Origin of the sequence: Natrialba asiatica DSM 12278 (assembly GCF_000337555.1) — an archaeon.
Classification (GTDB): domain Archaea; phylum Halobacteriota; class Halobacteria; order Halobacteriales; family Natrialbaceae; genus Natrialba; species Natrialba asiatica.
Genome location: NZ_AOIO01000013.1, coordinates 21,314 through 44,973, shown reverse-complemented (window position 1 = coordinate 44,973; position 23,660 = coordinate 21,314). Strand labels below are relative to the sequence as shown.

Annotated in this window: 26 protein-coding genes; 18 read left to right on the top strand and 8 right to left on the bottom strand. The window is 63.3% G+C overall.

Features of this window, described 5'->3' with window-relative positions; genetic code table 11:
* Nucleotides 1-2: 2 nt before the first annotated feature.
* From C481_RS04320 to C481_RS04290, 7 genes are all read left to right on the top strand, one after another.
* On the top strand, nt 3-272 hold the full coding sequence (locus C481_RS04320; RefSeq protein ID WP_006107801.1) for a hypothetical protein: 270 nt from the start codon (nt 3-5) through the stop codon (nt 270-272).
* 20 nt (nt 273-292) lie between these two features.
* Complete coding sequence (locus C481_RS04315) at nt 293-874, top strand: V-type ATP synthase subunit E (protein WP_006107800.1); 582 nt, start codon at nt 293-295, stop codon at nt 872-874.
* Complete coding sequence (locus C481_RS04310; protein WP_006107799.1) at nt 871-1,953, top strand: V-type ATP synthase subunit C; 1,083 nt, start codon at nt 871-873, stop codon at nt 1,951-1,953. The genes C481_RS04315 and C481_RS04310 overlap by 4 nt, the downstream gene beginning before the upstream one ends.
* The gene (locus tag C481_RS04305; RefSeq protein ID WP_006107798.1) at nt 1,950-2,318 is read left to right on the top strand and encodes a V-type ATP synthase subunit F; all 369 of its coding nucleotides are present in this window, start codon (nt 1,950-1,952) and stop codon (nt 2,316-2,318) included. Before C481_RS04310 ends, C481_RS04305 begins: the two co-directional genes overlap by 4 nt.
* A 3-nt stretch (nt 2,319-2,321) precedes the next feature.
* The gene (locus C481_RS04300) at nt 2,322-4,085 is read left to right on the top strand and encodes an ATP synthase subunit A (RefSeq protein WP_006107796.1); all 1,764 of its coding nucleotides are present in this window, start codon (nt 2,322-2,324) and stop codon (nt 4,083-4,085) included.
* Between the two features lie 2 nt (nt 4,086-4,087).
* Nucleotides 4,088-5,512 carry an ATP synthase subunit B gene (locus C481_RS04295; RefSeq protein WP_006107795.1) on the top strand — a complete coding sequence of 475 codons (1,425 nt, stop codon included), beginning with the start codon at nt 4,088-4,090 and terminating at the stop codon, nt 5,510-5,512.
* A 243-nt stretch (nt 5,513-5,755) separates the two neighbouring features.
* Nucleotides 5,756-7,429, top strand: coding sequence for a long-chain-fatty-acid--CoA ligase (locus C481_RS04290; protein ID WP_006107793.1), 1,674 nt, complete (start codon nt 5,756-5,758; stop codon nt 7,427-7,429).
* A 26-nt stretch (nt 7,430-7,455) separates the two neighbouring features.
* Here C481_RS04290 and C481_RS04285 read toward each other — a convergent pair whose 3' ends face one another.
* Nucleotides 7,456-7,737 carry a hypothetical protein gene (locus tag C481_RS04285; RefSeq protein WP_049904427.1) on the bottom strand — a complete coding sequence of 94 codons (282 nt, stop codon included), beginning with the start codon at nt 7,735-7,737 and terminating at the stop codon, nt 7,456-7,458.
* A 70-nt stretch (nt 7,738-7,807) separates the two neighbouring features.
* Here C481_RS04285 and C481_RS04280 point away from each other — a divergent pair, with 70 nt between their 5' ends.
* From C481_RS04280 to C481_RS04270, 3 genes are all read left to right on the top strand, one after another.
* Nucleotides 7,808-8,047, top strand: coding sequence for a zinc ribbon domain-containing protein (locus tag C481_RS04280; RefSeq protein ID WP_006107790.1), 240 nt, complete (start codon nt 7,808-7,810; stop codon nt 8,045-8,047).
* 97 nt (nt 8,048-8,144) lie between these two features.
* Nucleotides 8,145-8,882, top strand: coding sequence for a V-type ATP synthase subunit D (locus C481_RS04275; RefSeq protein ID WP_049904426.1), 738 nt, complete (start codon nt 8,145-8,147; stop codon nt 8,880-8,882).
* 6 nt (nt 8,883-8,888) lie between these two features.
* Nucleotides 8,889-9,407, top strand: coding sequence for a DUF6276 family protein (locus tag C481_RS04270; RefSeq protein WP_006107787.1), 519 nt, complete (start codon nt 8,889-8,891; stop codon nt 9,405-9,407).
* A gap of 39 nt (nt 9,408-9,446) precedes the next feature.
* Here the strand turns inward: C481_RS04270 and C481_RS04265 are convergent, their stop codons facing one another.
* The 4 genes from C481_RS04265 to pepF all read right to left on the bottom strand — a co-directional run bounded on the left by C481_RS04265 (nt 9,447) and on the right by pepF (nt 14,043).
* A complete protein-coding gene (locus C481_RS04265; protein ID WP_006107784.1) occupies nt 9,447-9,839 on the bottom strand; it encodes a DUF5811 family protein in 393 nt (130 codons plus the stop codon).
* Between the two features lie 210 nt (nt 9,840-10,049).
* Nucleotides 10,050-10,529: a pyruvoyl-dependent arginine decarboxylase gene (locus tag C481_RS04260; RefSeq protein WP_006107782.1), complete on the bottom strand. Its 480-nt coding sequence runs from the start codon at nt 10,527-10,529 to the stop codon at nt 10,050-10,052.
* Between the two features lie 61 nt (nt 10,530-10,590).
* The gene (gene pan2, locus C481_RS04255; RefSeq protein WP_006107780.1) at nt 10,591-11,823 is read right to left on the bottom strand and encodes a proteasome-activating nucleotidase Pan2; all 1,233 of its coding nucleotides are present in this window, start codon (nt 11,821-11,823) and stop codon (nt 10,591-10,593) included.
* Nucleotides 11,824-12,231: 408 nt separating this feature from the next.
* On the bottom strand, nt 12,232-14,043 hold the full coding sequence (pepF, locus tag C481_RS04250) for an oligoendopeptidase F (protein ID WP_006107779.1): 1,812 nt from the start codon (nt 14,041-14,043) through the stop codon (nt 12,232-12,234).
* A 117-nt stretch (nt 14,044-14,160) separates the two neighbouring features.
* On the opposite strand from pepF, the gene C481_RS04245 reads away from it, so the two are divergent.
* Entirely contained in the window at nt 14,161-15,534 is a 1,374-nt protein-coding gene (locus tag C481_RS04245; protein ID WP_006107777.1) for a M28 family metallopeptidase, read from the top strand.
* A gap of 35 nt (nt 15,535-15,569) precedes the next feature.
* On the opposite strand, the gene C481_RS04240 is transcribed toward C481_RS04245, so the two are convergent.
* Both C481_RS04240 and truA read right to left on the bottom strand, forming a co-directional pair.
* Nucleotides 15,570-15,815, bottom strand: coding sequence for a hypothetical protein (locus C481_RS04240; RefSeq protein WP_006107775.1), 246 nt, complete (start codon nt 15,813-15,815; stop codon nt 15,570-15,572).
* An 80-nt stretch (nt 15,816-15,895) separates the two neighbouring features.
* Nucleotides 15,896-16,759, bottom strand: coding sequence for a tRNA pseudouridine(38-40) synthase TruA (gene truA, locus C481_RS04235; RefSeq protein ID WP_006107773.1), 864 nt, complete (start codon nt 16,757-16,759; stop codon nt 15,896-15,898).
* Between the two features lie 101 nt (nt 16,760-16,860).
* Here truA and C481_RS04230 point away from each other — a divergent pair, with 101 nt between their 5' ends.
* The gene (locus tag C481_RS04230; RefSeq protein ID WP_006107772.1) at nt 16,861-18,174 is read left to right on the top strand and encodes a hypothetical protein; all 1,314 of its coding nucleotides are present in this window, start codon (nt 16,861-16,863) and stop codon (nt 18,172-18,174) included.
* 70 nt (nt 18,175-18,244) lie between these two features.
* Nucleotides 18,245-19,198, top strand: coding sequence for a nucleoside hydrolase (locus C481_RS04225; RefSeq protein WP_049904425.1), 954 nt, complete (start codon nt 18,245-18,247; stop codon nt 19,196-19,198).
* A 73-nt stretch (nt 19,199-19,271) separates the two neighbouring features.
* On the opposite strand, the gene C481_RS21640 is transcribed toward C481_RS04225, so the two are convergent.
* Nucleotides 19,272-19,526, bottom strand: a complete 255-nt coding sequence (locus tag C481_RS21640) for a hypothetical protein (RefSeq protein WP_006107769.1) — start codon at nt 19,524-19,526, stop codon at nt 19,272-19,274.
* Nucleotides 19,527-20,425: 899 nt separating this feature from the next.
* On the opposite strand from C481_RS21640, the gene C481_RS22440 reads away from it, so the two are divergent.
* From C481_RS22440 to C481_RS04195, 5 genes are all read left to right on the top strand, one after another.
* The gene (locus C481_RS22440) at nt 20,426-21,232 is read left to right on the top strand and encodes a helix-turn-helix transcriptional regulator (RefSeq protein WP_006107764.1); all 807 of its coding nucleotides are present in this window, start codon (nt 20,426-20,428) and stop codon (nt 21,230-21,232) included.
* Between the two features lie 329 nt (nt 21,233-21,561).
* Nucleotides 21,562-21,735 carry a DUF1059 domain-containing protein gene (locus C481_RS21070; protein WP_006107763.1) on the top strand — a complete coding sequence of 58 codons (174 nt, stop codon included), beginning with the start codon at nt 21,562-21,564 and terminating at the stop codon, nt 21,733-21,735.
* A gap of 3 nt (nt 21,736-21,738) precedes the next feature.
* A complete protein-coding gene (locus C481_RS04205; RefSeq protein WP_006107762.1) occupies nt 21,739-22,344 on the top strand; it encodes an OsmC family protein in 606 nt (201 codons plus the stop codon).
* Between the two features lie 11 nt (nt 22,345-22,355).
* Complete coding sequence (locus C481_RS04200) at nt 22,356-23,132, top strand: methyltransferase domain-containing protein (RefSeq protein ID WP_006107761.1); 777 nt, start codon at nt 22,356-22,358, stop codon at nt 23,130-23,132.
* Nucleotides 23,129-23,626 (top strand): hypothetical protein, encoded by a 498-nt coding sequence (locus C481_RS04195; RefSeq protein ID WP_006107760.1) that lies wholly within the window; start codon nt 23,129-23,131, stop codon nt 23,624-23,626. Before C481_RS04200 ends, C481_RS04195 begins: the two co-directional genes overlap by 4 nt.
* Nucleotides 23,627-23,660: the final 34 nt, after the last annotated feature.

The window sequence follows — 23,660 nt, the reverse complement described above, 5'->3', positions numbered from 1 at the left end:
TAATGATTGAAAACGCAGCAGACTTCGCAAATATCGTCCTGCAGAATGGTACCGTCGAAGAAAGTCCGTTCCTGACCGACGCCGGGGCCGCAGCGCTTGCCGTCGGTCTCGCCGCGCTCGCATCGGGATACGCAGAGCGCGGGATCGGTGCAGCTGCAGTTGGCGCACTCGCGGAAGACGATGACCTGTTCGTGCCGGGACTGATTATGACAGTCCTGCCGGAGACGCTCGTGATCCTTGCGCTGGTCGTCGTCTTCATCGTCGGCGCGTAACCACACCCCTTCTCTCACCAATGAGTTTGGACACAGTTGTCGAAGACATTCGAGAAGAGGCTCACGCGCGTGCGGAGGACATCCGTGAAACTGGCGAGACACGCGCTGAGGAGATCGAATCGGCAGCCGAGGCCGACGCCGAGGAGATCGTTGCCGAGGCCGACGCCGAGGCCGATCGAGAGATCGAGCAGTTGCGCGAACAGCGACTCTCCAGTGCGAAGCTGGAGGCGAAACAAAAGCGCCTGGAGGCCCGCCGTGACGTTCTTGGCAACGTCCGCGAGGATGTCGAAGCTGAACTCGCGTCCCTCGAGGGCGACACCCGCGAAGAACTCACCCGCGATCTCCTCGACGCCGCAAGTTCGGAGTTCGACGAGAACGACGATGTCAGCGTCTACGGTCGGAGCGACGACCGGGAACTGATCGAGTCGATCCTCGCGGACTACGACGGCTACGAGTTCGCCGGCGAGTACGACTGTCTCGGTGGCGTCGTCGTCGAGAGCGAGCAGTCCCGCGTTCGAGTCAACAACACGTTCGACTCGGTGCTCGAAGACGTCTGGGAAGACAACCTCCGGGAGATCAGCACCCAACTCTTCGATCAATGAGTGTAGGTGCCTCGAATCCGGAATACGTGAACGCTCGCGTTCGGTCCCGCCGAGCCTCGCTGTTCGCAGACGAAGACTATCGGAAGCTGATCCGGATGGGGCCGAGCGAAATCGCGCGGTTCATGGAGGAAACGGAGTACGAACGCGAGATCAACGCACTCGGAACGCGTTTTTCGGGGGTCGATCTGATCGAATACGCCCTCAACCAAAATCTCGCCAAGCACTTCGACGATCTGCTGGAGTGGTCGGACGGACGACTGTACGACCTCATCTCCCGGTACCTCCGAAAATTCGACGTCTGGAACATCAAGACGATTATCCGCGGTATCTACACCGACACCGATTCCGAGGAGATCGAGACGGACCTCATCCGTGCCGGTGAACTCGACGATCGAACGCTCGACCGCCTTCTCGAAGTCGATACGATCGAGGACGCGATCGAAATTCTGTCGGGAACGCTCTTCTACGAGCCGCTTTCGGGAGCGTACGCGGAGTTCGAGGAGACCGAAGCCCTCGTCGCACTCGAGAACGCGCTGGATCGCGAGTTCTACGAGCACTTGCTCGAGGACGTTGGACGATCGCCGGGACAGCTCCAACCCCAGACGCTGCCCCAGGAGGGGCCGATGGCACGCTACGTCGAGTTCTTGCAGGCCGAAATCGACTTCCGAAACGCGCGGAACGCGTTGCGACTCGCCCGCAGCGGTGCGGATCTCGATCCGGCGGCCTACTACATCGACGGCGGCGTCCTGTTCGACGAGTCCGATTTGAACCGGCTCGTCGCAGACTACGATGAACTCGTCGACCATCTCGCGGAGAACAAGCGGTATGGCGACCGGTTGTCGGGCGCGCTGGGTCGATTGCGCGATGCTGACAGCCTTATCCAGTTCGAGCACGCACTAGACGCTGCGTTGCTCGAGTACGCCGATACGCTCTCGAGCATCTACCCGGTCTCGATTTCGGCCGTGCTGTCGTACATCCTCGCGAAAGAACGCGAGGTCGAGAATATCCGTGCGATTGCGCGGGGTCGGGAGGTCGGGCTGACGGAGAGCGAGATCGAAGAGGAACTGGTGATTCTATGAGTCAGGAAATCGCAGTCGTCGGCAGTCCGGAGTTTACGACCGGATTCCGACTCGCAGGCGTCCGTCGATTCGAGAACGTCCCGGACGACGAGAAGGACGCTGCACTCGATGATGCCGCCACGACGGTGCTCAACGACGACGAGGTCGGGATTGTCGTGATGCACGATGACGATCTCGAGTTCCTCTCGCGCAACGTCCGTCAGAACGTCGAGACGAGCGTCGAACCGGTCGTCGTCACGATCGGCAGCGGAACCGGTGGTGGCGGGCTACGCGAGCAGATCAAGCGAGCGATCGGGATCGACCTGATGGACGAGAGCGAGGGCGAAACCGAGGAGTCAGCACAGGCGAACGCAGACAGTGAGTAAACTATGAGCCAGGCAACAGACACCGAAGCCGTCGATCAAGACGGTGTAATCGAAAGCGTGAGCGGTCCGGTCGTGACCGCCACGGACCTCGACGCCCGGATGAACGACGTCGTCTACGTCGGCGACGAAGGGCTGATGGGCGAGGTCATCGAGATTGAAGGGAACCTGACCACGATTCAGGTCTACGAGGAAACCTCCGGCGTCGGCCCGGGCGAACCCGTCGAAAACACGGGCGAACCCCTGAGTGTCGACCTCGGTCCGGGCATGATGGACTCCATCTACGACGGCGTCCAGCGCCCGCTCGACGTCCTCGAAGACAAGATGGGGACCGCGTTCTTGGACCGCGGGGTCGACGCGCCCGGCATCGACTTAGAGAAAGAGTGGGAGTTCACTCCGGAAGTCGAAGAGGGTGATGCGGTCGAACCCGGCGACGTCGTCGGAACCGTTCCGGAAACCGTCACCATCGAGCACAAGGTGATGGTGCCGCCGGACTACGAGGGCGGCGAAATCACGACGATCAAGAGCGGCGAGTTCAACGTCGAAGAGACGGTCGCTGAACTCGATAGCGGCGAGGAGATTCAGATGCACCAGGAGTGGCCGGTCCGGCAGGCCCGACCCGCCGGTGACAAGGAAACGCCGACCGAGCCGCTCGTGACTGGACAGCGCGTTCAGGACGGTCTGTTCCCGCTTGCGAAGGGTGGGACGGCGGCGATTCCCGGTCCGTTCGGCTCCGGAAAGACCGTCACCCAGCAGCAACTCGCCAAGTGGTCCGACGCGGACATCGTCGTCTACATCGGCTGTGGCGAGCGCGGCAACGAGATGACCGAAGTTATCGAGGACTTCCCGGAGCTGCCGGACCCACAGACTGGGAACCCGCTGATGGCCCGGACCTGCCTCATCGCGAATACGTCGAACATGCCCGTCGCGGCGCGTGAGTCCTGTATCTACACGGGAATCACGATCGCGGAGTACTACCGCGACATGGGCTACGACGTGGCGCTGATGGCCGATTCCACCTCGCGGTGGGCAGAGGCCATGCGTGAAATCTCGAGCCGACTCGAGGAGATGCCCGGCGAAGAAGGGTATCCTGCATACCTGGCCGCGTCGCTGTCGGAGTTCTACGAGCGCGCCGGCAAGTTCGAACTCATCAACGGCGGCGAAGGGTCGATTTCGGTCGTCGGGGCCGTCTCGCCACCAGGTGGGGACTTCTCCGAACCGGTCACCCAGAACACGCTGCGTATCGTCAAGACCTTCTGGGCGCTCGACGCAGACCTCGCGGAACGGCGACACTTCCCATCGATCAACTGGAACGAATCCTACTCGCTGTACAAGGACCAACTCGACCCCTGGTGGGAGTCGAACGTCGCCGGCGACTGGTCCGACGTTCGTCAGTGGGCCGTCGACGTGTTAGACGAGGAGGACGAACTCCAGGAGATCGTTCAACTCGTCGGGAAAGACGCACTGCCGGAGGACCAGCAGCTCACCATGGAAGTCGCACGCTACATCCGTGAGGCCTGGCTCCAGCAGAACGCGCTCCACGACGTCGACACGTACTGCGAACCCGAGAAGACCTACCGGATGCTCGGTGCGATCAAGACGTTCAACGACGAGGCCTTCGAGGCGCTCGAGGCGGGCGTTCCGGTCGAGGAGATTCAGGACGTCGACGCTACCCCGCGGCTCAATCGGATGGGTACCGCGGAGGAGTGGAACGAGTTCATCGACGAGATCGAGAGCGACCTCAAGGAACAACTGCGAGCACTGTACTAACGATGAAAGAATACCAGACTATCACGGAGATCAGCGGTCCGCTGGTGTTCGCCGAGGTCGACGAGCCCGTCGGGTACGACGAGATCGTCGAGATCGAGACACCACAGGGGGAGACCCTGCGCGGACAGGTACTGGAATCGAGCGAGGGAATCGTCTCGATCCAGGTGTTCGAGGGGACTGGCGGCATCGACCGCAATGCCTCCGTTCGCTTCCTGGGGGAGACGATGAAGATGCCCGTCACCGAGGATCTGCTCGGGCGGGTTCTAGACGGTTCCGGGAACCCCATCGACGGGGGGCCGGAGATCATTCCCGACCAACGCCAGGACATCGTCGGCGAGGCAATCAATCCCTTCTCTCGGGAGTACCCAGAAGAGTTCATCCAGACCGGCGTGTCCGCCATCGACGGCATGAACACGCTGGTTCGCGGACAGAAGCTGCCGATCTTCTCCGGTTCCGGGCTGCCGCACAACGAACTCGCGCTGCAGATTGCTCGACAGGCGACCGTGCCGGAGGAGAGTGACGGTGACAGTGAGGGCGACGAGGACGGCTCCGAGTTCGCCGTCATCTTCGGTGCGATGGGTATCACCGCCGAGGAGGCGAACGAGTTCATGGACGACTTCGAGCGCACGGGTGCACTCGAGCGGTCGGTCGTCTTCATGAACCTCGCGGACGACCCGGCCGTCGAGCGGCAGGTCACGCCGCGACTCGCACTGACGACGGCGGAGTATCTCGCCTTCGAGAAGGGCTATCACGTGCTGGTCATCCTAACGGACATGACCAACTACTGTGAGGCGCTGCGCGAGATCGGTGCCGCACGCGAGGAGGTTCCGGGTCGCCGTGGCTACCCCGGATACATGTACACCGACCTGGCACAGCTCTACGAGCGTGCGGGTCGGATCGAGGGCAAGGACGGATCGGTCACGCAGATTCCGATCCTGACGATGCCCGGCGACGACGACACGCACCCGATTCCGGACCTGACCGGCTACATTACGGAGGGCCAGATCGTGATGGACCGGAACCTGAACAGTCAGGGTATCGAGCCGCCGGTCAACGTCCTGCCGTCGCTGTCCCGACTGATGGACGACGGGATCGGCGAGGGGCTCACTCGCGAGGACCACGGCGACGTTTCCGACCAGATGTACGCCGCCTACGCGGAAGGTGAGGACCTGCGCGACCTCGTGAACATCGTCGGTCGCGAAGCGCTGTCCGAGCGGGACAACAAGTTCCTCGACTTCGCCGACCGCTTCGAGACGGAGTTCGTTCAGCAGGGGTACGATACCAACCGATCCATCGAGGAGACGCTCGAACTCGGCTGGGATCTGCTCTCTGACCTGCCGAAAGCGGAGCTCAACCGGATCGACGAAGAACTCATCGAAGAGCACTATCGCGAAGACGAGCAGGAAGCCGCCGAAGTCGAGGCCTAAGCGCCTTCAGCCGCTGTTTGCGTTCATTCGTTCGGGTTGCTATTGGTATCTGGCTCGATGACACACCGGTCCCGCGAGCCACAGTGGTAGCGAAGTACCACTGGAACGGTTTACCCGCTCGCACGACAGTTGTGCGATCAGGTGTACACTGACTTGCAGTAGCTACTATCGGGCACCAGTCCGTGAGCCCAGTACTGCCCCAACCAAAACAACCATAATCATTGTTGATACTGGTTGGGGTGTATGCACAAACCACTGCTCGTGACGGATTTTCTCGACCGGGCACGGCGTCACTACGGGGACGAGGAGGCCGTCGTCGCGACAACTGGGGAACGGTTCACCTACGCTGAACTCGGAGCGCGCGCGGACCGGTTCGCGTCGATGCTCCAGGATCGCGGCGTCGAGAAGGGTGATCGCGTTGCAGTGCTCGATCCGAACACGCACTACCAACTCGAGGCGGCCTACGGAACGATGCAACTCGGGGCGGTCCATACGCCACTCAACTATCGGTTGACGTCCGAGGACTACGCGTACATTCTCGAAGACGCGGGCGTGGACGTAATCTACGCCGACTACGAGTTCGCCGAGAAGGTCGAGGCCGTTCGCGATGAGGTGCCGACGGAGACGTTCATCACGAACGACGTCGATGCTATCGGGACTGAGGCCGGCGATGCCGAGACCTCCGCATCGGACGGATCAGACGCAACTGACGAGGCGTGGGAGTCGTTCGACGATCTACTCGCGAACGCGACCGCCGAGTACGACCGCCCGACGATGGCCGAGGACGACATCATCACGATCAATTACACCTCGGGGACGACCGGCGACCCGAAGGGCGTCTGTCGAACCCACCGCACCGAGACGCTCCACGCGTACCTGATCTCGATCCATCAGGACGTTACGGACGACGACACGTACCTCTGGACGCTGCCGATGTTCCACGTCAACGGCTGGGGCCACATCTATGCCGTGACGGGAATGGGCGCGAAACACGTCTGTACGCGCGGGGTCGATGCCGAGTGGATTCTCGAGACGATCCGCGAGGAGGACGTTTCGTACCTGTGTGGCGCGCCGACGGTGCTGAACATGCTGATCGACCATTACGAGGACGCGTCCTCGCCCCCGGAGACGAGCGGGGCGAGCGACGTGCGAATTGCGACGGCCGGGAGCGCGCCGCCGGAGGCGACCATCCGTACCGTTGAAGACGAGTTCGGCTGGCAACTGAAACACGTCTACGGTGCGACAGAGACCGGGCCACTGATCACGACCTCGGATGCCCGGCGACACTTCGATGCCGATAGCGACGGTCGGTTTGCCATCAAAAAGCGCCAGGGGCTCGGCTTTCTCGGGACCGAGGTCCGCGTCGTCGACGAAGACGGCAACGACGTCCCCCGCGACAAAACGACTATCGGCGAGGTCGTCGTCCGCGGTAATCAGGTCATGGAGGAGTACTGGAACAAGCCCGAGGTGACCGCGGAGGCCTTTTCCGACCGTCTCGACGGGTACTTCCACACGGGCGATCTCGCAACTATCGACGAACACGGCATGATCGCGATTCAGGACCGCAAGAAAGACATCATCATCTCCGGCGGCGAGAACATTTCGAGTATCGAACTCGAGGACGCGCTGTTCGACCATCCCGCGGTCGCTGCTGTCGCAGTGATTCCGTCACCGAGCGAGCAGTGGGGTGAAACGCCGAAGGCGTTCGTCGTGCCTGCCAGCGGAGACGTAAACGACCCCGGCGTATCGACGGACGAACTGGTCGAGTTCACCCGCGAGAATCTCGCGGGGTACAAGGCGGTCCAGCGGGTCGAGTTCGTCACGCAGTTGCCGACGACGGCGACGGGGAAGGTACAGAAGTACGAACTGCGCGAACGGGAGTGGGAGGACGAAGAGGGGATGATCGGGCAGGGATAGCGACCAAGCGTGCCGTCGGCCGGATGTTACTCTCGGTCGAATTCCCAGCCGTTTCGTGATTCGGCCGACGGCTCCGTTTTCGTTTTGGAACCGTGCGTTGTCTCGCCGCCGGTAGCAGTGGTCTCCCGCGTCGCACGATTGTCGTCAGTCTCGTGGTCCCGATCGAGTCCGCCCTGTTTCTTTGCTGCCTGTTCGGCCTGTTCTCGGTCCACGACGGTCGGATTCGACGTTTCGCTCTCGACCAGGAGATACATGCCGGCCATGAACGCGAATCCAATACAGAGGACGATAATGATGGTGACAGCCATGGGCGCGCTTCCGTTCTCCGTTCTCACGTAGAGCACAAAACATTTGCTGACGCTCTTCGTCGGATGTCGTATGATCGATTCCAGTGACGGACCCGAACACGGCGACGGGAGCGAGACTGACAGCGGCTGTCCGAAGTGCGGCCACACGGAAACCGAAGTCGACGATATCTCGACAACGGGAACCGGGTTCTCGAAGTTCTTCGACATTCAGAACCGCCGCTTTCGCGTGGTTTCCTGTACGAACTGCGGCTACGCTGAACTCTACAAAGGCGGAAAGACGAGCGACCTGGCCGACCTCTTTCTTGGATAAGCAGGCCGGAGAACAGAACCGTTCGCGAGTGCTACTGTCCGGACGACCGAACCAACTGTAAACAGTTATCCGACTGGGGGCGCAATCTCGCCACAAGATGGCCAACGATGTCAAGCCCACCCGCAAGAACTTGATGGCGATCGAGGATCGCATCGAGCTTTCCGAACGCGGGCACGGGACACTCGAGAAGAAACGGGACGGGCTGATCATGGAGTTCATGGACATCCTGGACAAGGCCCAGGACGTCCGCGGGGACCTGGCCAACGACTACGAGGAAGCCCAGCGGAAGATCAACATGGCGCGGGCGATGGACGGCGACGTTGCCGTTCGCGGTGCCGCTGCGGCACTCCAGGAGCACCCCGAGATTACGACCGAATCGAAGAACATCATGGGCGTCGTCGTCCCGCAGATCGAGTCCTCGCGCGTCTCGAAGGACCTTGGCGAGCGTGGCTACGGGATCATGGGGACTTCGGCCCGCATCGACGAGGCCGCCGAAGCCTACGAAGACTTACTCGAGAGCATCATCCTCGCCGCGGAAGTCGAGACGGCAATGAAGAAGATGCTCCGCGAAATCGAGACGACCAAGCGCCGCGTCAACGCACTCGAGTTCAAACTCCTCCCCGACCTCTACGAAAATCAGGAGTACATCGAACAGAAACTCGAAGAGCAAGAGCGCGAGGAAACCTTCCGACTGAAGAAGATCAAGGAAAAGAAAGAACAGGAAGAAAAGGAAGCGGCGGCCGAGGAGGAATCCGACGACGCAGAAGCCGAGGGCGTCGAGAAAGAGGATATGGAACCGCCGGCGACGGGTGGCGTTCCCGGGAACGACGACTAACTCGGCATGGCCTGTCCGGTGTGTGGCTCGCCGACTGTCGCGTTTGCGGTTCCGGCTGACTACCGATTTGCTTGCTCGTCAGCCGACTCTTCTGCGACGGCTCAGTCGACGGGTGGTGGCGCTGCTGATGTTGATACTGATACTGGCACCGGCACCGACGCCGCTACTGAACTCGTGGCCGAGTTCTGTACGCACTGTCTGACGCTCGAGTGTCCCGCTGACGGTACTGATACGGGCGACGCCGACGCCGACACTAACACTGACACCGGTACCGAATCCGAGTTCGCCGCCATCAGTGAGGCGTTCCCCACGCGTCGATCGCAGGCGATTCCGCTCGCGCTCGCGATCGGACTCGCGAGTTCACTGGCGACGAACCGATCGGCGATCGAGACGCTTCTCAGGGATGTCGAACGTTCCGGGACGGACCCCTTGCTGGTACTGGATCGATTACAGCGTGATCCGTCGGTGGAGCCGGCGATCGATCTCGAGCGTCGACAGCACCAACTCGAACAGTTGCTGTACTGAGAAGAAATCGAGACTCCAGATTCTACTGGGGAATGACGGTTACTTCGCCGTCGGCGTCACTGCATCGCTGACCGCCCGTTTCACCTGCAGTGCCGCGCTTGCAGCCAGTCCACGGGCAACCTCGTCGCGCTCGTCCGCCGTGATGATTTCCTCGGAGATCTCCTCCATCTCCGGCGTAAACCCGGCGCTAACGGCGTGACCGACGGGCGGCCGAACGGCAACCGTCACCTGTGGGCCGGTCGCACTCGTCGAGACATCGGCGTCGACGATGTACTCGTTCGGAAGGAACTCACGAGTTCGGGCGGCGATCCGCGAGACGTCGCGGTGAAGGAGCCGCTTTTGTGAACTCGAGAGGTCGGGGATGTCCGCCGCAGCGCGCTGACCAGCAGCTGTTTCCCCCGGAAGCCCTGCATACGGCGTATTTCCGTTCATGAGAAGCCTGTCTGCTATCAGGGGACGGCGGGTCAAAAGGGTTCGCCTTCGGACACTCTTTGATTTGGTGGGCGTGGTGCCGTAGTGGGATGGCGATAGTGAGACGGACTGCTACCGGCGGGAGACTGGTGTAGTAGTGGTAGTGGTAGTGATAGTGACAAGTAGTAGCTCCGATGACAGTGTCGGGAGTCGCAGCGCCAGGAGTGGTTCTCAACAGATCGGCTCACTCTCACCGTAGACGGCGAGGACGAGTGACGTGGTGTAAACGCCGGACTCGGCCTGGCTGTGTTCGACGGCGACGCGCGGCTCGCCGAACGACCACTCACGGAGGTCCTGACCGGCAGCTAATCCCTTTCGAACGCGGTGCTCGACGTCCTCTGGATCGGTTTCGTCGGCGACCTCGTAGAACAGACCGGGTCCGGAGTCGTCGGCACGGGACCAGGCGAGTGCGGCGCTGACCTGACCGGGACCGGCGGTGGTTGCACAGGCCTCGACGACGGTGAGCCGTTCTCCGGCGGGGCCGAGTTCCGGAGCAGTTCCGACATCTTCGACGGGAACGTCGGCGGGAATCACGGAGGAGACGGAGACGAGGTTATAGTTTTCGACGCCGGCATCCGCGAGTGCGGCGTCGTAGGAGGCCATCGCTGTCGGGGCTTCCCCGGTGCCCTGAACGATTCGAATCGTACTCATTGCTATCGTGGAATCAGCGACGAGCGGCGTAAGGACTTGCGATCCGGCGTCGATACCGATGTTACTGGTAGAAGTAGCCCGCAGAGGAGATAACGTCGCTCGAATCGCCCGTCTCGATCTTATCGAAGGCGTCGACGAAGTCTTCGTGGTGGACCTCGTCGCGGTCGTGTCGGATGGCGAACATCCCTGCCTCGGTAGCGAGGCTTTCGATTTCGGCACCGGAGTAGCCCCCGGTCTCGTCGGCCAGATCGGCGAAGTCGACCCCGTCAGCGATGTTCATGCCGCGCGTGTGAATCTTGAGAATTTGCTCGCGGCCGTCCCGATCCGGTTCCGGCACTTCGATCAGGCGGTCGAAGCGACCGGGACGAAGGATCGCACGATCGAGCATGTCGAAGCGGTTGGTCGCGGCGATGATGCGGATTTCCCCGCGGGCCTCGAAGCCGTCCATCTCGGAGAGAAGTTGCATCATGGTCCGCTGGACTTCCGCGTCACCGGAGGTCTTGGATTCGGTTCGCGTGGTCGCGACCGCGTCGATTTCGTCGATGAAGATAATTGCCGGTTCGCGCTCGCGGGCGAGTTCGAAGAGGTCGCGGACGAGCCGCGAGCCCTCGCCGATGAACTTCCGCACGAGTTCGGAGCCGGCCATCTTGATGAAGGTGGCGTCGGTCTGGTTGGCGACGGCCTTGGCGAGCATGGTCTTCCCGGTGCCGGGCGGGCCGTGGAGCAGGACGCCGCTCGGCGGGTCGATACCGACTTCCTCGAAGCGTTCGGGTTGGGTCAGCGGCTGTTCGACGGCTTCCCGGACTTCCCGAATCTGGTCGTCGATGCCGCCGATGTCCTCGTAGCTGACCGCGGGGCGGTCGGTGATCTCCATCGCCTGTGCGCGCGCGTCGGTCTCGGTATCGAGGATCGACTGGATGGAAAAGGAATCGTTGACGGCGACGCGGTCGCCGGCTTCGACGCGCTCTGCGATGCGCGGGGAGACCTCGGTGAGCACTTCCTGGTTGTTGCCGTGTTGCTTGACGACGACCTCGCCGTCGCCGACGACGTCCTCGACGCTCGCGATGTACAGCGACGAACTCTTGAGCGTCTCGTTTTCGCGTTCGACGGGGTCGACGCGCTCGCGAAGGTCCTCGCGGCGCTCGTCGGTGTCTTCGAGTTGCTCTTCGAGTTGTGCGTTGACATCAACGAGTTCCGTGTAGTGTCCACGAAGCGCCTCGAACCGCTCGTCGTCGGGGAGATCGGGGTCGATATCGCGGTGAGGTCGTTCGGGGAGAGACGGGCTTCGAGACATCTTGACGTGCACGGATAAGTCCCCGACGATAAATGTGCCTTTGGGTCGCGGACGGTTTTCGGACGTCGCGAGTGGTCGGCTGGTCGACCGTTTGCTGGTCGGCTAGCGGGAAGGGGCGCCCAATAGCGGTGAGCGCTCGGAAAGAGACGAGACGGGTGACTCGAGATGAATACGATCGAATGGGGAAACGGCTCCCGTCGGATCGGTCGTCTCGATCGTTTCATTCGTTACGCCGGAGTTCTCTAAGCGTCAGAAGCAGTTCGATCGGCAGCATGTTGCCTGAATAGCGTCCTCGAACGGCTCCGCGGCGTTCGGTCCGTGTGATCGGTCTCTCGATCGGTAACGCCGGCCCAGCGTTCACTCGATCGCGACTGGCGAGCGCAGTCACGAGTGGCCGACGAAGGATCGTTACTCGAGCAGCGCTTCGAGTTCGTCGAGTCGGTCGCCGTAGGTCGAGAGCGCGCGATCGATCGGGTCGGCACTGCTCATATCGACGCCGGCGACCCGCAGGAGGTCGAGCGGATACTCGCGCGAGCCCTGCCGGAGGAACTCGCGGTAGGACGCGGCGGCGTCGCGGTCCGGTTCGCCGCCGGCTCCATCGGGAAGAATTCCGTCGACGATGGCCAGCGCGGCCGAGATGCCGGTCGCGTACTGGTAGACGTAGAACGCGCGGTAGAAGTGCGGAATGCGCATCCACTCTCGGGCGATGCGGTCGTCGACGACCGCGGGCTCGTAGTACTCTGCTTTGAGTCCGCCGTAGAGTTCGTCCAGTCGGTCCGGGGTGAGCGGTTCGCCCGCCTCCTCGAGTCGGTGGGTTTCGTGTTCGAACTCCGCAAAGAGGGTCTGCCGGTAGAGCGTCGAGCGGACGCGCTCTAAGAACTCGTTCAGGACGTGCGTTCTGAACTCGGGGTCGTCGACGGTCTCGAGGAGGTGGTTCGTGAGCAGGGCCTCGTTGACGGTGCTTGCGACCTCGGCGACGAAGATCTCGTAGCCCGAGTAGACGAACGGCTGTTCGTCCTTCGTGAGCTGGGAGTGCATCGAGTGGCCGAGTTCGTGGGCCAGCGTGTACATCGAGGAGATGTCGTCCTGGTAGTTCATCAGGATAAACGGCTGCGTGTCGTAGGTGCCGCTGGAGTAGGCTCCGGACTGTTTGCCCTCGTTTTCGTAGACATCAACCCAGCGCGAGTCGAGTCCCTCATCGACCCGGGACTGGTACGGCTCGCCGAGCGGTTCGAGCGCGTCGACGACGTACTCGGCGGCCTGATCGTACTCGACAGTTGGCCCCTCGTCGCCGGTCAACGGCATGTAGAGGTCCCACATCTGAAGATCGTCGACGTCGAGGGCTCGGCGCTTGAGTTCGGTGTGGCGGTGGAGTTTGTCGAGGTTGTCGTTGACGCTCTCGACGAGCGTATCGTAGACCTCGACGGGGACGTTCGGGCCGTCGAGTGCGGCCTCGCGCGCCGTCTCGTAGTTGCGCGCTCGTGCGGTCTTGACGTCCGCCTTGACGCTGTTCTTATAGGTCGTGGCCACGGTGTTTCGCATCGACTGCCACTCGTCGAAGTACGACTCGTACACGCGCCGGCGGAACTCGCGGTCGGGTCGCTTGAGCAGGTTCGTGAAGTTGCTCTGGGTGATCTCGACGGGCTGACCCGCGGCGTCTTCGACCGTCGGAAACGTCATATCCGCGTTCGAGAGCATATTGTAGACGTCGCTGGTCGCGCCCGTGACCTCGCTCAGGTCCGCGAGCAGTTCCTCGACTTCCGCCGAGCGGGTGTGGGGCTTCATCCGAAGCACGTCGTCGACGTAGTGGTCGTAGGTCGCCAGCTCCGGTTCCGCTTCGACCAACTCGTCGAACGCTTCGCGGGTCAGCTCCTGGAGTTCGGGATCGATAAAGGAGGCCGCGGACTGGGCGTCGGCCGCAAGCGACTGCGCGCGGGCCGCGAGCGCCTGGTACTGCTGATCGGTCGTATCCTCGTCGCGGCGCATGCGGGCGTAGGCCGCGACCGTCGACACCTCTCGCATGATCGAATCGCGCAGCTCGAGGACGGACAGCAGCGTCTCGGCGTCGTCGGTCACCTGCCCCTCGTAGTGCTGTAATTCCTCGACGCGTTCGGCGACCGTTTCGTAGGACTCCTCCCAGTCGTCGTCGCTCGCGTACACGCTCTCTAGGTCCCAGGTGTACTCCTGATCGATCTCTGACCGCTCCGGAACGGAACTCATAGCCGCGGTTTCGGAACGAAGGTGGTAAAGGGTATCGAACCCCGTATCCGGGACCCTCGATTCGATCGGTCCCGTACGCTCACGTGCGCTTTTGTGAGTTCGAACGGATGTCCCGGTATGGACGAACGCGACCCCGGACCGGCCGAATCGACGCCGGTCGAACGCGCGATCGGCCGCGCCTGGATCGACGACCGGCCCTGGAACCTGCTGACGAACCTGACCGAACTCCCGACCCGGATGGGCGGCTCGCCCGGCGAACGCCGCGCCGCCGAGTTCGTCCGCGACGCGCTCGCCGCCGCCGGACTCGAAAACACGCGGCTCGACGAGTTCGGGATGCGATACTGGAAGCGGGGGACCTCGTCGCTCGCGGTCGACGCCGAGGGGCCGTCGGGCGAGCGAGCGTTCGAGACGGTCGCACTCCCGTACTCGCCGGCGGGTGAACTCGCGGGACCGCTGGTCGACGTCGGCTACGGCACGCCGGCCGAAATCGAGGCGGCGGACCTGGAGGACGCGATCGCGGTCGCGAGTACGACGACGCCCGGTTCGCAGCGGTTCGTCCACCGGATGGAGAAGTACGGGCACGCGGTTGCGGCGGGGGCGGCGGGGTTCGTCTTCGCGAATCACGTCCCCGGACAACTGCCGCCGACGGGAGCCCTCCGATTCGACGGGGAAGCGGAGATTCCCGCCGTCGGCGTCAGCGCCGAGACCGGCGACTGGCTTCGCGAGTACGCGGATCGGGGTCGGGACGCTCGCCTTCGCGTCGACGCCGAGACGACCGCCGGCACGAGTCAGAACGTCCGCGGGACCCTCGGTCCCGCCACCGACGAGACGGTGCTCGTCCTCGCTCACTACGACGCCCACGACGTCGGCGAGGGGGCGCTCGATAACGGCTGCGGCATCGCTACCGTCGTCGGCGCAACGGCGATGCTCGCCGCCATCGCGGACGAACTCGACTGTCGGGTCCGAATCGCCGGCGTCGGCTGCGAGGAGATCGGACTTCTCGGCGCGGAAGCGCTCGCGGACGACCTGCATCCGTCGCCGGCGTCGATCCGCGCCGTCATCAACGTCGACGGTGCCGGTCGGTTCCGCGACCTACAGGCATTTTCCCACGGCTCGGGTGAACTCGAGGCGCTCGCGGACGCGGTCGCGAGCGACGCCGGCCAGCCGATCGTCCACGAACCGGACCCGCACCCGTTCAGCGACCACTGGCCGTTCCTACGGGCCGGCGTACCCGCGCTTCAACTCCACAGCGAACCGCCCGCGGGTGGCGAGCGGGGCCGCGGCTGGGGACACACGGCGGCCGACACTCGCGACAAGGTCGACCCGCGAACGCTGCGCGAACACGCCATCCTGACGGCGTTGCTGGTGCGCGAGTTGACGACGACGGAGATCGCGCGGATCGACGAGACTGACCTCCGCGACCGCCTCGAGGGACAGGCGTACGAGCCGGGGATGCGTGCGGCCTCGATCTGGCCGACTGGGTGGAAGTAAGCGGCCGCCGGTCACCGCTGACGACGGACGAATCGTTACCCGCGGAGTTCGACATCGACGGCGGTCCGGACGGCGCGCGCAACGCCTAACATCGCGAGAAAACAGCCGATGAAGACGATCCCGATGAACAGGAGAACGCCGAGCGCAACCGCCGGCGGGTTCGGGTAGGAAAGCAGCGGCGCGACCACGGCCTGCGATCCGAGGGCGACGATCACGATCCCGGCCGCAACGCGAATCGACGCCCGCCAGTACGCACCGTACTCCTCCGGAGAGAGTTCCATAATCCGACGTGTGAACCGCGGCGTAAAAAGGATGCGTCGTCCGCCGGTCTCGTCGGCCTCGGCGACGCGAAAATTCCGGATTACTGGAGTCCGTTCGCGACGGTTCGCGCCACCCGCGAGCCGGTGCGTCGCTCGATCCGTCTCGTCTCGAACACTGCCCGCGCACTCTCGGCCGCCTGCGAATCCACCTCGAATTCGAGTTCGGGATAGCGCACGTCGGTCAGGACGAGCGGCTCCGGCGGTGCTGGGGCGATGCCCTTGTGACCGGGCAGCGGCTCGGGACCGAGCGCGCGCTCGACCTTCTCGAGCGAGGCGTCGCCGGTGCCGACCGCCCGCGCCAGCGAGACGAGTCGACGGACGAGTTCGCGAGCGAATCCGCCGGCGGTGACGGTGACGACGATGAACTCGGCGTCCCGCGTTGCGGTGAGCGTCGGGGACCGCTCCGTGTTGCGGTCGTCCGGCGTGAGGTTGTGGAAGTCGTGATCGCCGGAGAGGACGTGACAGGCGCGCCGGAATCGGTCATCGTCGACGGCGCGGTCGCGGTTGGCGGTGCTGTCGGCGGTGCCCGGCCGCCGTGGTGCGTCGTCCGCGGGCGGCGCGTACAACTGGTAGGTGTACTCGCGGCGGCGCGCGTGGTGGGTCGCGTGGAACTCGTCGGGGGCGTCGGCGGCCGCCCAGGCGCGGATGTCCGCGGGGAGATCGCTGTTCAACGCCCGCGGGGTGAGCCAGTCGGGAGCGTCGAACGCGACCGTCTGGGCGAGCGCGGAGACGCCCGCGTCGGTGCGGCCGGCGGCGGCGTAGCCGGCCGGTTTGTCGGCGTCGGTGGCGAGGACGGAGAGCGATTCCAGTGCGGCAAAGAGTTCGTCCTCGACGGTGGCCACGTCGGGCTGGCGCTGGAAGCCGTGATAGGCGGTGCCGTCGTAGGCGAGTCGAAACGCGCGCATCGCTGGTAGGTCGAGTGAACCGCTCGAGCGGGTTAGCGTCGTCGACTACGAGGCGATCGACGACCGGAATACATTTCAACCAATCTGATTTTTGAACGCGTATGCGCCGCCCATCATCGTCCTCTCGGAGAGCGTTTCTCACCGGAGCCGCGGCGGCCGGAACGGTCGCGCTGGCGGGCTGTTCGACCGTCTTCAGCGTACTTCCGGCTCGAGCCGCGTACGGTCGCACTCGACGACGGGAGATTCCCGACGTTCCCCCGGCCGTCGAAACCACGACCGCGTCTCTCGAGGAAACCGCCGACGAAATCGCCGATCACGCCGCGTCCGGTCTCGCGGCCTGGGACCGGATGGAACAACCTGCTGAGCGGACTACGATTACCGAACGGCAACTCGAGACCGCCGCCGAGTTCGCCGACGCACTCCCGTCGAAGCCGCCGGTCGTCAGTACGGTCGAGTCGGCGGGGTATCACCTCTCCCAGGCGGCGACCGCGGAGGCGTACGCGCGGTCGCGCCTCGACGAGTTCGACGCCGATCCGACCGCGGGCGTCGCGGACGGGCTCGAAGAGGCGGCAGCGGTCACAGAGCAGTTCACCTACGAGACGGCCGATATCGAGACGTTCCTCGCCTACGGTCGGTCCGTCGAGTACAGTCTGTCACAGGCTGAGCAGGGACTCTCGCGCCGGCAAGAGACGGATATCGAGTCTCACGGCCGAACGAGCCGCGCCGAACGGGTCGCGACGGTGTACGGCGACGTCCAGCGGAGTCGGTTGCGCGTTCGCGATGCGAAGGCCTACCGCGACGCGCTTCGCGAACGAGATACCGGCGGCTCCGACGTTCGTGACTCGCTGGCCGAAAGCCGTGCCGAACTGAACGAACGAATTCGCGACCTCCGGGACGACTATCAGGAGTGGGAGACGCGCATCGAAACCGACGAGTTCGCCGACGATCGACGCGACGTTCACTCGGCGCTGTACTCGCGTTCGTCTGCCGGACGATCGGCCACCAGTACCGCCGGCAGACACGTCGAGAACGGATACGAAGTCCACGGTACCGTCACGCTCGCGCTGTCCTGGCTCCGGCTCGCAGCCGCGCGCGACGAACGCGAGCGCATCGAAACCGACGGGACGGACGAACTCGATCCCGCCGCGATCGACGAGGCCAAACGGGAGGCGCTGGACCGACTCGAAAACCGGCTCGAAACCGACCCGAAGCCGCTCGCACGGCTGTTCCTCTCGAAGAGCCGAGACCTGCTCGCCGCCGGGGATCGGGATCTTGAACGCCGTTCGGCGGCCACCGACGAGGAACGGCGCTGGGAACTCGCGAACGGGTACGCCCGGTATCTGCTCGCGAGAGGGATGCTCGACCGGATTCCAGAGACGGCCGCCCTTCTCGCCGACGGAAGCGTGACCGAGTGAGCATCCTGAACTCGCCTCCGGACGGCGGGCGACCGGCGTTTTATCCCTTCCCAGTGCCGACCTCTCCAGTATGTCCCGACCAGTGTTGCTCGATACCGACCCCGGCTGTGACGACGCCGTCGCTATTTTGGCCGCACTCGCCCGCGACGACCTCGACGTCGTCGGCCTCTCGACCGCCCACGGGAACGCCGCCGTCGACGACACGACGGCCAACGCCCGCGCGATTCTCGAACTCGTCGACCGAACCGACATCCCCGTCGCGAAGGGCGCAACGCGTCCGCTGACCGTCGACCTCCGGACTTCGACGGACATTCACGGCCCCGGCGGCATCCTCGGCGATCTGCCCGAACCGACGGCCGCGACCGCCCCCATCGACACGCACGCCGCGCAGTTCATCGTCGAGCAAGCGCGCGAGCACGCGGGCGAGCTCGCCCTCGCCGCGATCGCGCCGCTGACGAACGTCGCCCTCGCGCTCGCGCTCGAACCCGACCTCCCCGACCTGCTCGACGAACTCGTCGTCATGGGCGGCGCTGCGTTCAGCCAGGGGAACGTGACTCCGCTCGCCGAGGCCAACTTCCACACCGACCCCCACGCCGCGGCCCGCGTCGTGCAAGACCTCTCGCCGACGATCGTCGGTCTCGACGTGACCAGAACCGCCACGCTCCCGCCGAACCTGCTCGACTCGCTCCCGCAGGACGACCCGATCGGCCGCTCGATCCGGGAGTGGCTCACCTACTACGACGAGGACCGGTTAGCGAAATACGGCATCGAATCGGCCGCCATCCACGACGCGCTCGTTATCGCCGCCATCGCCGACCCCGCCGTGCTCGAGACGAACGCCTACCACCTCGAGGTCGCCACCGACGGCGACCTCGCCCGCGGCGCGCTGGTCTGTGACGGGCAGGGCCTCACCGACGCGCCGCCGAACGGGTCGGTTGCAACCGACGCCGACTACGACCGCTTTCGCGACCTCGTCGTGAACTCGCTCGAGCAGTACCTCCACCCTGCACCGACGGCCGAGTAGAGAACCGGTTCGCGGACCGTGACGGAACGAGTTCAAACTGTCGGCGGTGCGTGGAGATTCCGGCGCTGCCGTATTATTGTGACCGGTCATCGGCGGCAGCGTCACTGGCATATCCGCGGCGTCGAAATGCTGGAACCGGTCGAACGACGCCGAAGTAGAGCCGATTGACGGCGGTTCCCGCGGCAAGACCGAGGAGCAGCCACGGGATGGCTTCGAGTACGAGCGCGTCGGTGGTCGTCAGCCAGACGAGGACGGCGATGGCCAGGATGCCGACGGCGTTCAGCAGCCACTGTCCCGCCCGCCCTCGGTCTGCGGCGGCGCTAAGCACGCCCGTGATGAGGGCGACANATGCCGACGGCGTTCAGCAGCCACTGTCCCGCCCGCCCTCGGTCTGCGGCGGCGCTAAGCACGCCCGTGATGAGGGCGACGGCGACGCCGACGGGCCACCAGTCGAACGCGAACGCGACCATGCTGCCTAGCAGCAGACAGACAACGAGATTCGAGAGGGCGAGCATCAGATCGAAGGAGACCACGCGTTTTGCGGGCTCAGGATCCGTCTCCATACGCCATCAGTGCGTTACTCGTAGTTAAAATACAGCAAAGAGACATGATGGTTCTCGTTAGCACCGAAACGGCCGTTCCAACCGCCGAACGATGCGTTTTCCATGCGAGCGGACGAACGCAATCCCGTCTATCTTGGACTCGTCGAGTTCGTACCGGGGGCATCGGCCGAGCCGCGGTCCACCCGATAGACCGTCCCGTCGTCGGTCATCGCATCGAGCGCTTCGCGAACTCGAGCGTCGGTGAGATCGCACGTGTCGGCGAGTTCAGTGACGGTCTTCGGTTCGAGCTGGGGTTTAACGCTTCGGCGACGAGGTTGGCGCGGTTCAGCACGAGAGCGGTGGTCACCGAAACGAGGGTATCGACGCTGCGGGTAGTGGTGTAGAGTAGGACGAGAACCGCGGTCATCAGGAGGACGTGTCGAACCGTCCGCGAGCGGGCCGTTCGTCCGTCCGGCCTGCTTCGCCTTCTCTCTCAACCACGTCCTCAAAAGCGGACGCTGAACGTAGCGTACTTCGTGCACTACCGGAGGGAACTGAAGTCCGACAGCGCTACCGTGGAAGACTTAGAGGGAGGGGAATTTAAACGGAGAGTTCAGCACGGCGGTAACGATTTTGGCATGGATGGTAAAAAAGGGCTTTTCAACCCTGAATGTGTACTAGTACCATGGATTTGGATGGCACGACGACACCAATCGACGATATAGCGTACCTCGCACGATCCGAACACCGTGCGCCAACGCTTATCGCGCTCACGGTTCGTCCCCGAAGTCGGTCCGAACTCTGGGAGATGACCGGCGTTTCGGAGTCCACGATCAGACGGACTCTCAGCGAGTTCGAAGATCGCGATTGGGTTTACAGGGATGGATATCAGTATGCGGTGACACAACTGGGTGCCTTCGTTGCGTCAGCGATGGCGGACGTGATCGACCGAGTCGAAACCGAACAGAAGCTACGTAACGTTTGGCGATTGCTTCCGGGTGAAGAAAGCGGTTTCACCATCGACATGTGCTCGGATGCAACCGTAACAGTCGCCGATCCCGAGGGCCCATCCCGGCCGATTACCCGTTTCTGTTCACTAATCCAGGAGACGGATCGGCTGTGGTTTACCGGCCTCGACGTTGCCATGCTCGATTCGTGTAAGAACGAACTCTGTCAGAGAATTATCGATGGGATGGAAACAGAACTCATCAATCCACCGAGAGTGGCCGACTACATTCGCTCGGACTGCCCGGATCTGTTCTCGGAGGCATTAGAGAGCGGCAATCTCGATGTCCGATTACACGATAGTTTACCGCCGTTCGGGGTCAGCATATGCGACGACCGAATCGCAATAACCGGGTACGACACCGAAGGGGTTACGGTTCGAGTCCTGGTCGACACCGACGCAACAGACGCGCGTGAATGGGCGAAATCAACTTTCGCTTCCCACCGACGAAAGACTCCAACGCTCCCCCTCGAAAACGATCTTTGAGGCGGTGGTCGGACCGGTTAGTGTTCTTCGTTCCCCTGATCCGGGGAATCCTCCAGCTAGATGCTAGGCGAGACCATCGGGACCGCTGGAGGACAGTCGGAAGCCGTTCGTAGCGGAACCAAGAGATAGCTGTGACGGGTGATATCCCGCCGTGTTTCCGGTCACCTCGTTTCCAATGACGACGTGGTTTTTCAACACCTGACCGATCGTCAACGGCTGCAGAACTCGCAGACTTCACATGGGATGGTACCTGCTACGCAAATGGCATCAGTTACCTATCTAACCTTGTGGCACGTTACCACATATGCCGCAAGGCAACTGATACCACAATGGCAGACGCGTACAAACTCGACTGTGAATCGGAAGCGGTCGATTGCCGGTTCATCATCCAGTCGGAGGACGAAACCGAAGCGATCGAACTGGCCAGGACCCACATGCGGGAGGACCACGGCCACGACTACTCGGACGACGAACTCCGAGAGAAGCACCTCCAGGTGGTCTAATCCATGACGTCCGGACGAGAGGCCACCCACGGCGTCGACACCGAGGAGTTCGCTGCGTTCGCGGAACACGCCGCCGAGAATCCCGAGGAAGTCCGACTCGGGCTAAGCGCCCGGTCAACTTACGAGGGAACCTGTGCCCACAGTCTGGCGACGATAGACTCGTACGATCTCGGCGGCGAGACGATCGAGCGCGACACCCGCGCGTACACGATCCCGTACGGGGGATGGAAGGAAGTGCTAGAGGCCGGCGGCTGGGCCGGGGCGACGGATCGAATGGAGCCGATCGAGGTTGCGCTCTCCGCGCTTGCCTCGTGCATCAACGTCGGCATCACCATCAACGCCGTCGCAACCGGCGTCGACATCGCTCACCTCGAGACGCGCGTTCGCACCGACTTTGACCCCGGTGTTCTCTTCAGCGTGGAGGATCTCGGGAATGCCGACACGGTGTTCGAAAACTTGGTCGCCGAGATCGAGGTCGAAAGCCCTGACCTCGACAAGGACGAGGTCGACGAGTGGGCTCGGCGGGCGCCAGTCTACACGCTCGTCTCACTCGAACAGGATATCAACCTCACGGTGAATACGCCTGCTGAGGTGGGTGCCGACGACTGAGGTGGGGACGAATGACGAACTCACTCGATGTCGACAAACTGGAACAAGCGGTGAAATCAGTCTACGAGGACGTCGCGGAGGACCCCGACAAAGAGTACCACTTCGAGATGGGGCGAGGGCTGGCGGAACGTCTCGGTTATCCGCCGGAGCACCTCGATCGAATCCCCGTGGAGGGAATGGAATCGTTCGCCGGCGTTGGATACTACTTCGATCTCGCTGCTATCGAGGACGGAGACGACGTCCTCGATCTCGGCAGTGGATCGGGCACGGACGCGTTCGTCGCAGCGCTTCACACGGGGAACGCCGGAAGCGTGACCGGCTTAGACATGACGGACCAGCAACTCGAGAAAGCTCGCACGTTGCGCGACGATGCGGGAATGGAGCACGTCTCGTTCGAGCATGGCTACATTGAGGACGTTCCCTTCGACGATGGGAACTTCGATGTCGTCATCTCGAACGGGGTCATCAACCTCTCACCGGACAAGCCGCAGGTGTTCGAGGAAGCCCATCGGGTGCTCGCCCCCGGCGGTCGGCTTGCCATCTCTGATATCATCAGCGAGGAGCTAATGCCGGAGAGCATCAAAAACGACGAAGACCTCTGGGCGGCCTGCATCGGCGGGGCCGAGCAAATCGACCGGTATACGACGTCCATCGAAGCGGCTGGCTTCTCGGTGACGGACGTCCGAGAAAACACGCAGTACGAATTCGTCTCGGAGCGGGCGGCGAACGCGTGCCAGAAGTACGGCGTTAAGAGCATCTCGCTCGGGGCGACCAAACGATCACCATGACGATGAATCACACCGTCGCGGACGAACGGGAAGAACAGGCCCAGATTGAGCCGCAACTTCGGAACGGAGCGCTGTTGATGGCACTCGCCGGGATCGCGTTCGTCGTTTACGGAGTCGTGTTTCTCGCGATGAATTTCGTGGGGGATGGCTTCGAACTCGGCGTCAGTACGCTGGGTGGGATGACGAGCGCCGAACTCGATCCGACGGTAGCGTACTACATCAGTCACCTCCACGTCGCCACCGCCGCGTTCATAATCTCGACGGGCATCGCCATCACGGGCCTCTCGTGGTACGGCGTGCGCCAGCGGCTCACCTGGGCGTGGGCAACTGCGATCGTCACAGCCGTCGTCGGCCTGGCGCTCGCGTTACCGATGCATTGGACGGGAAATGCGTTCTCCCACGATTGGGTAACGCATCTCGGACCGATCTACCTCGCGACGATCGTGTTCATCGTCGGGGTTGTGCTGTCGTACCGAGGAGTTCGCACCGCGTAGCTGATTCGACCGATCCATGTTTTCGCTTATCGGT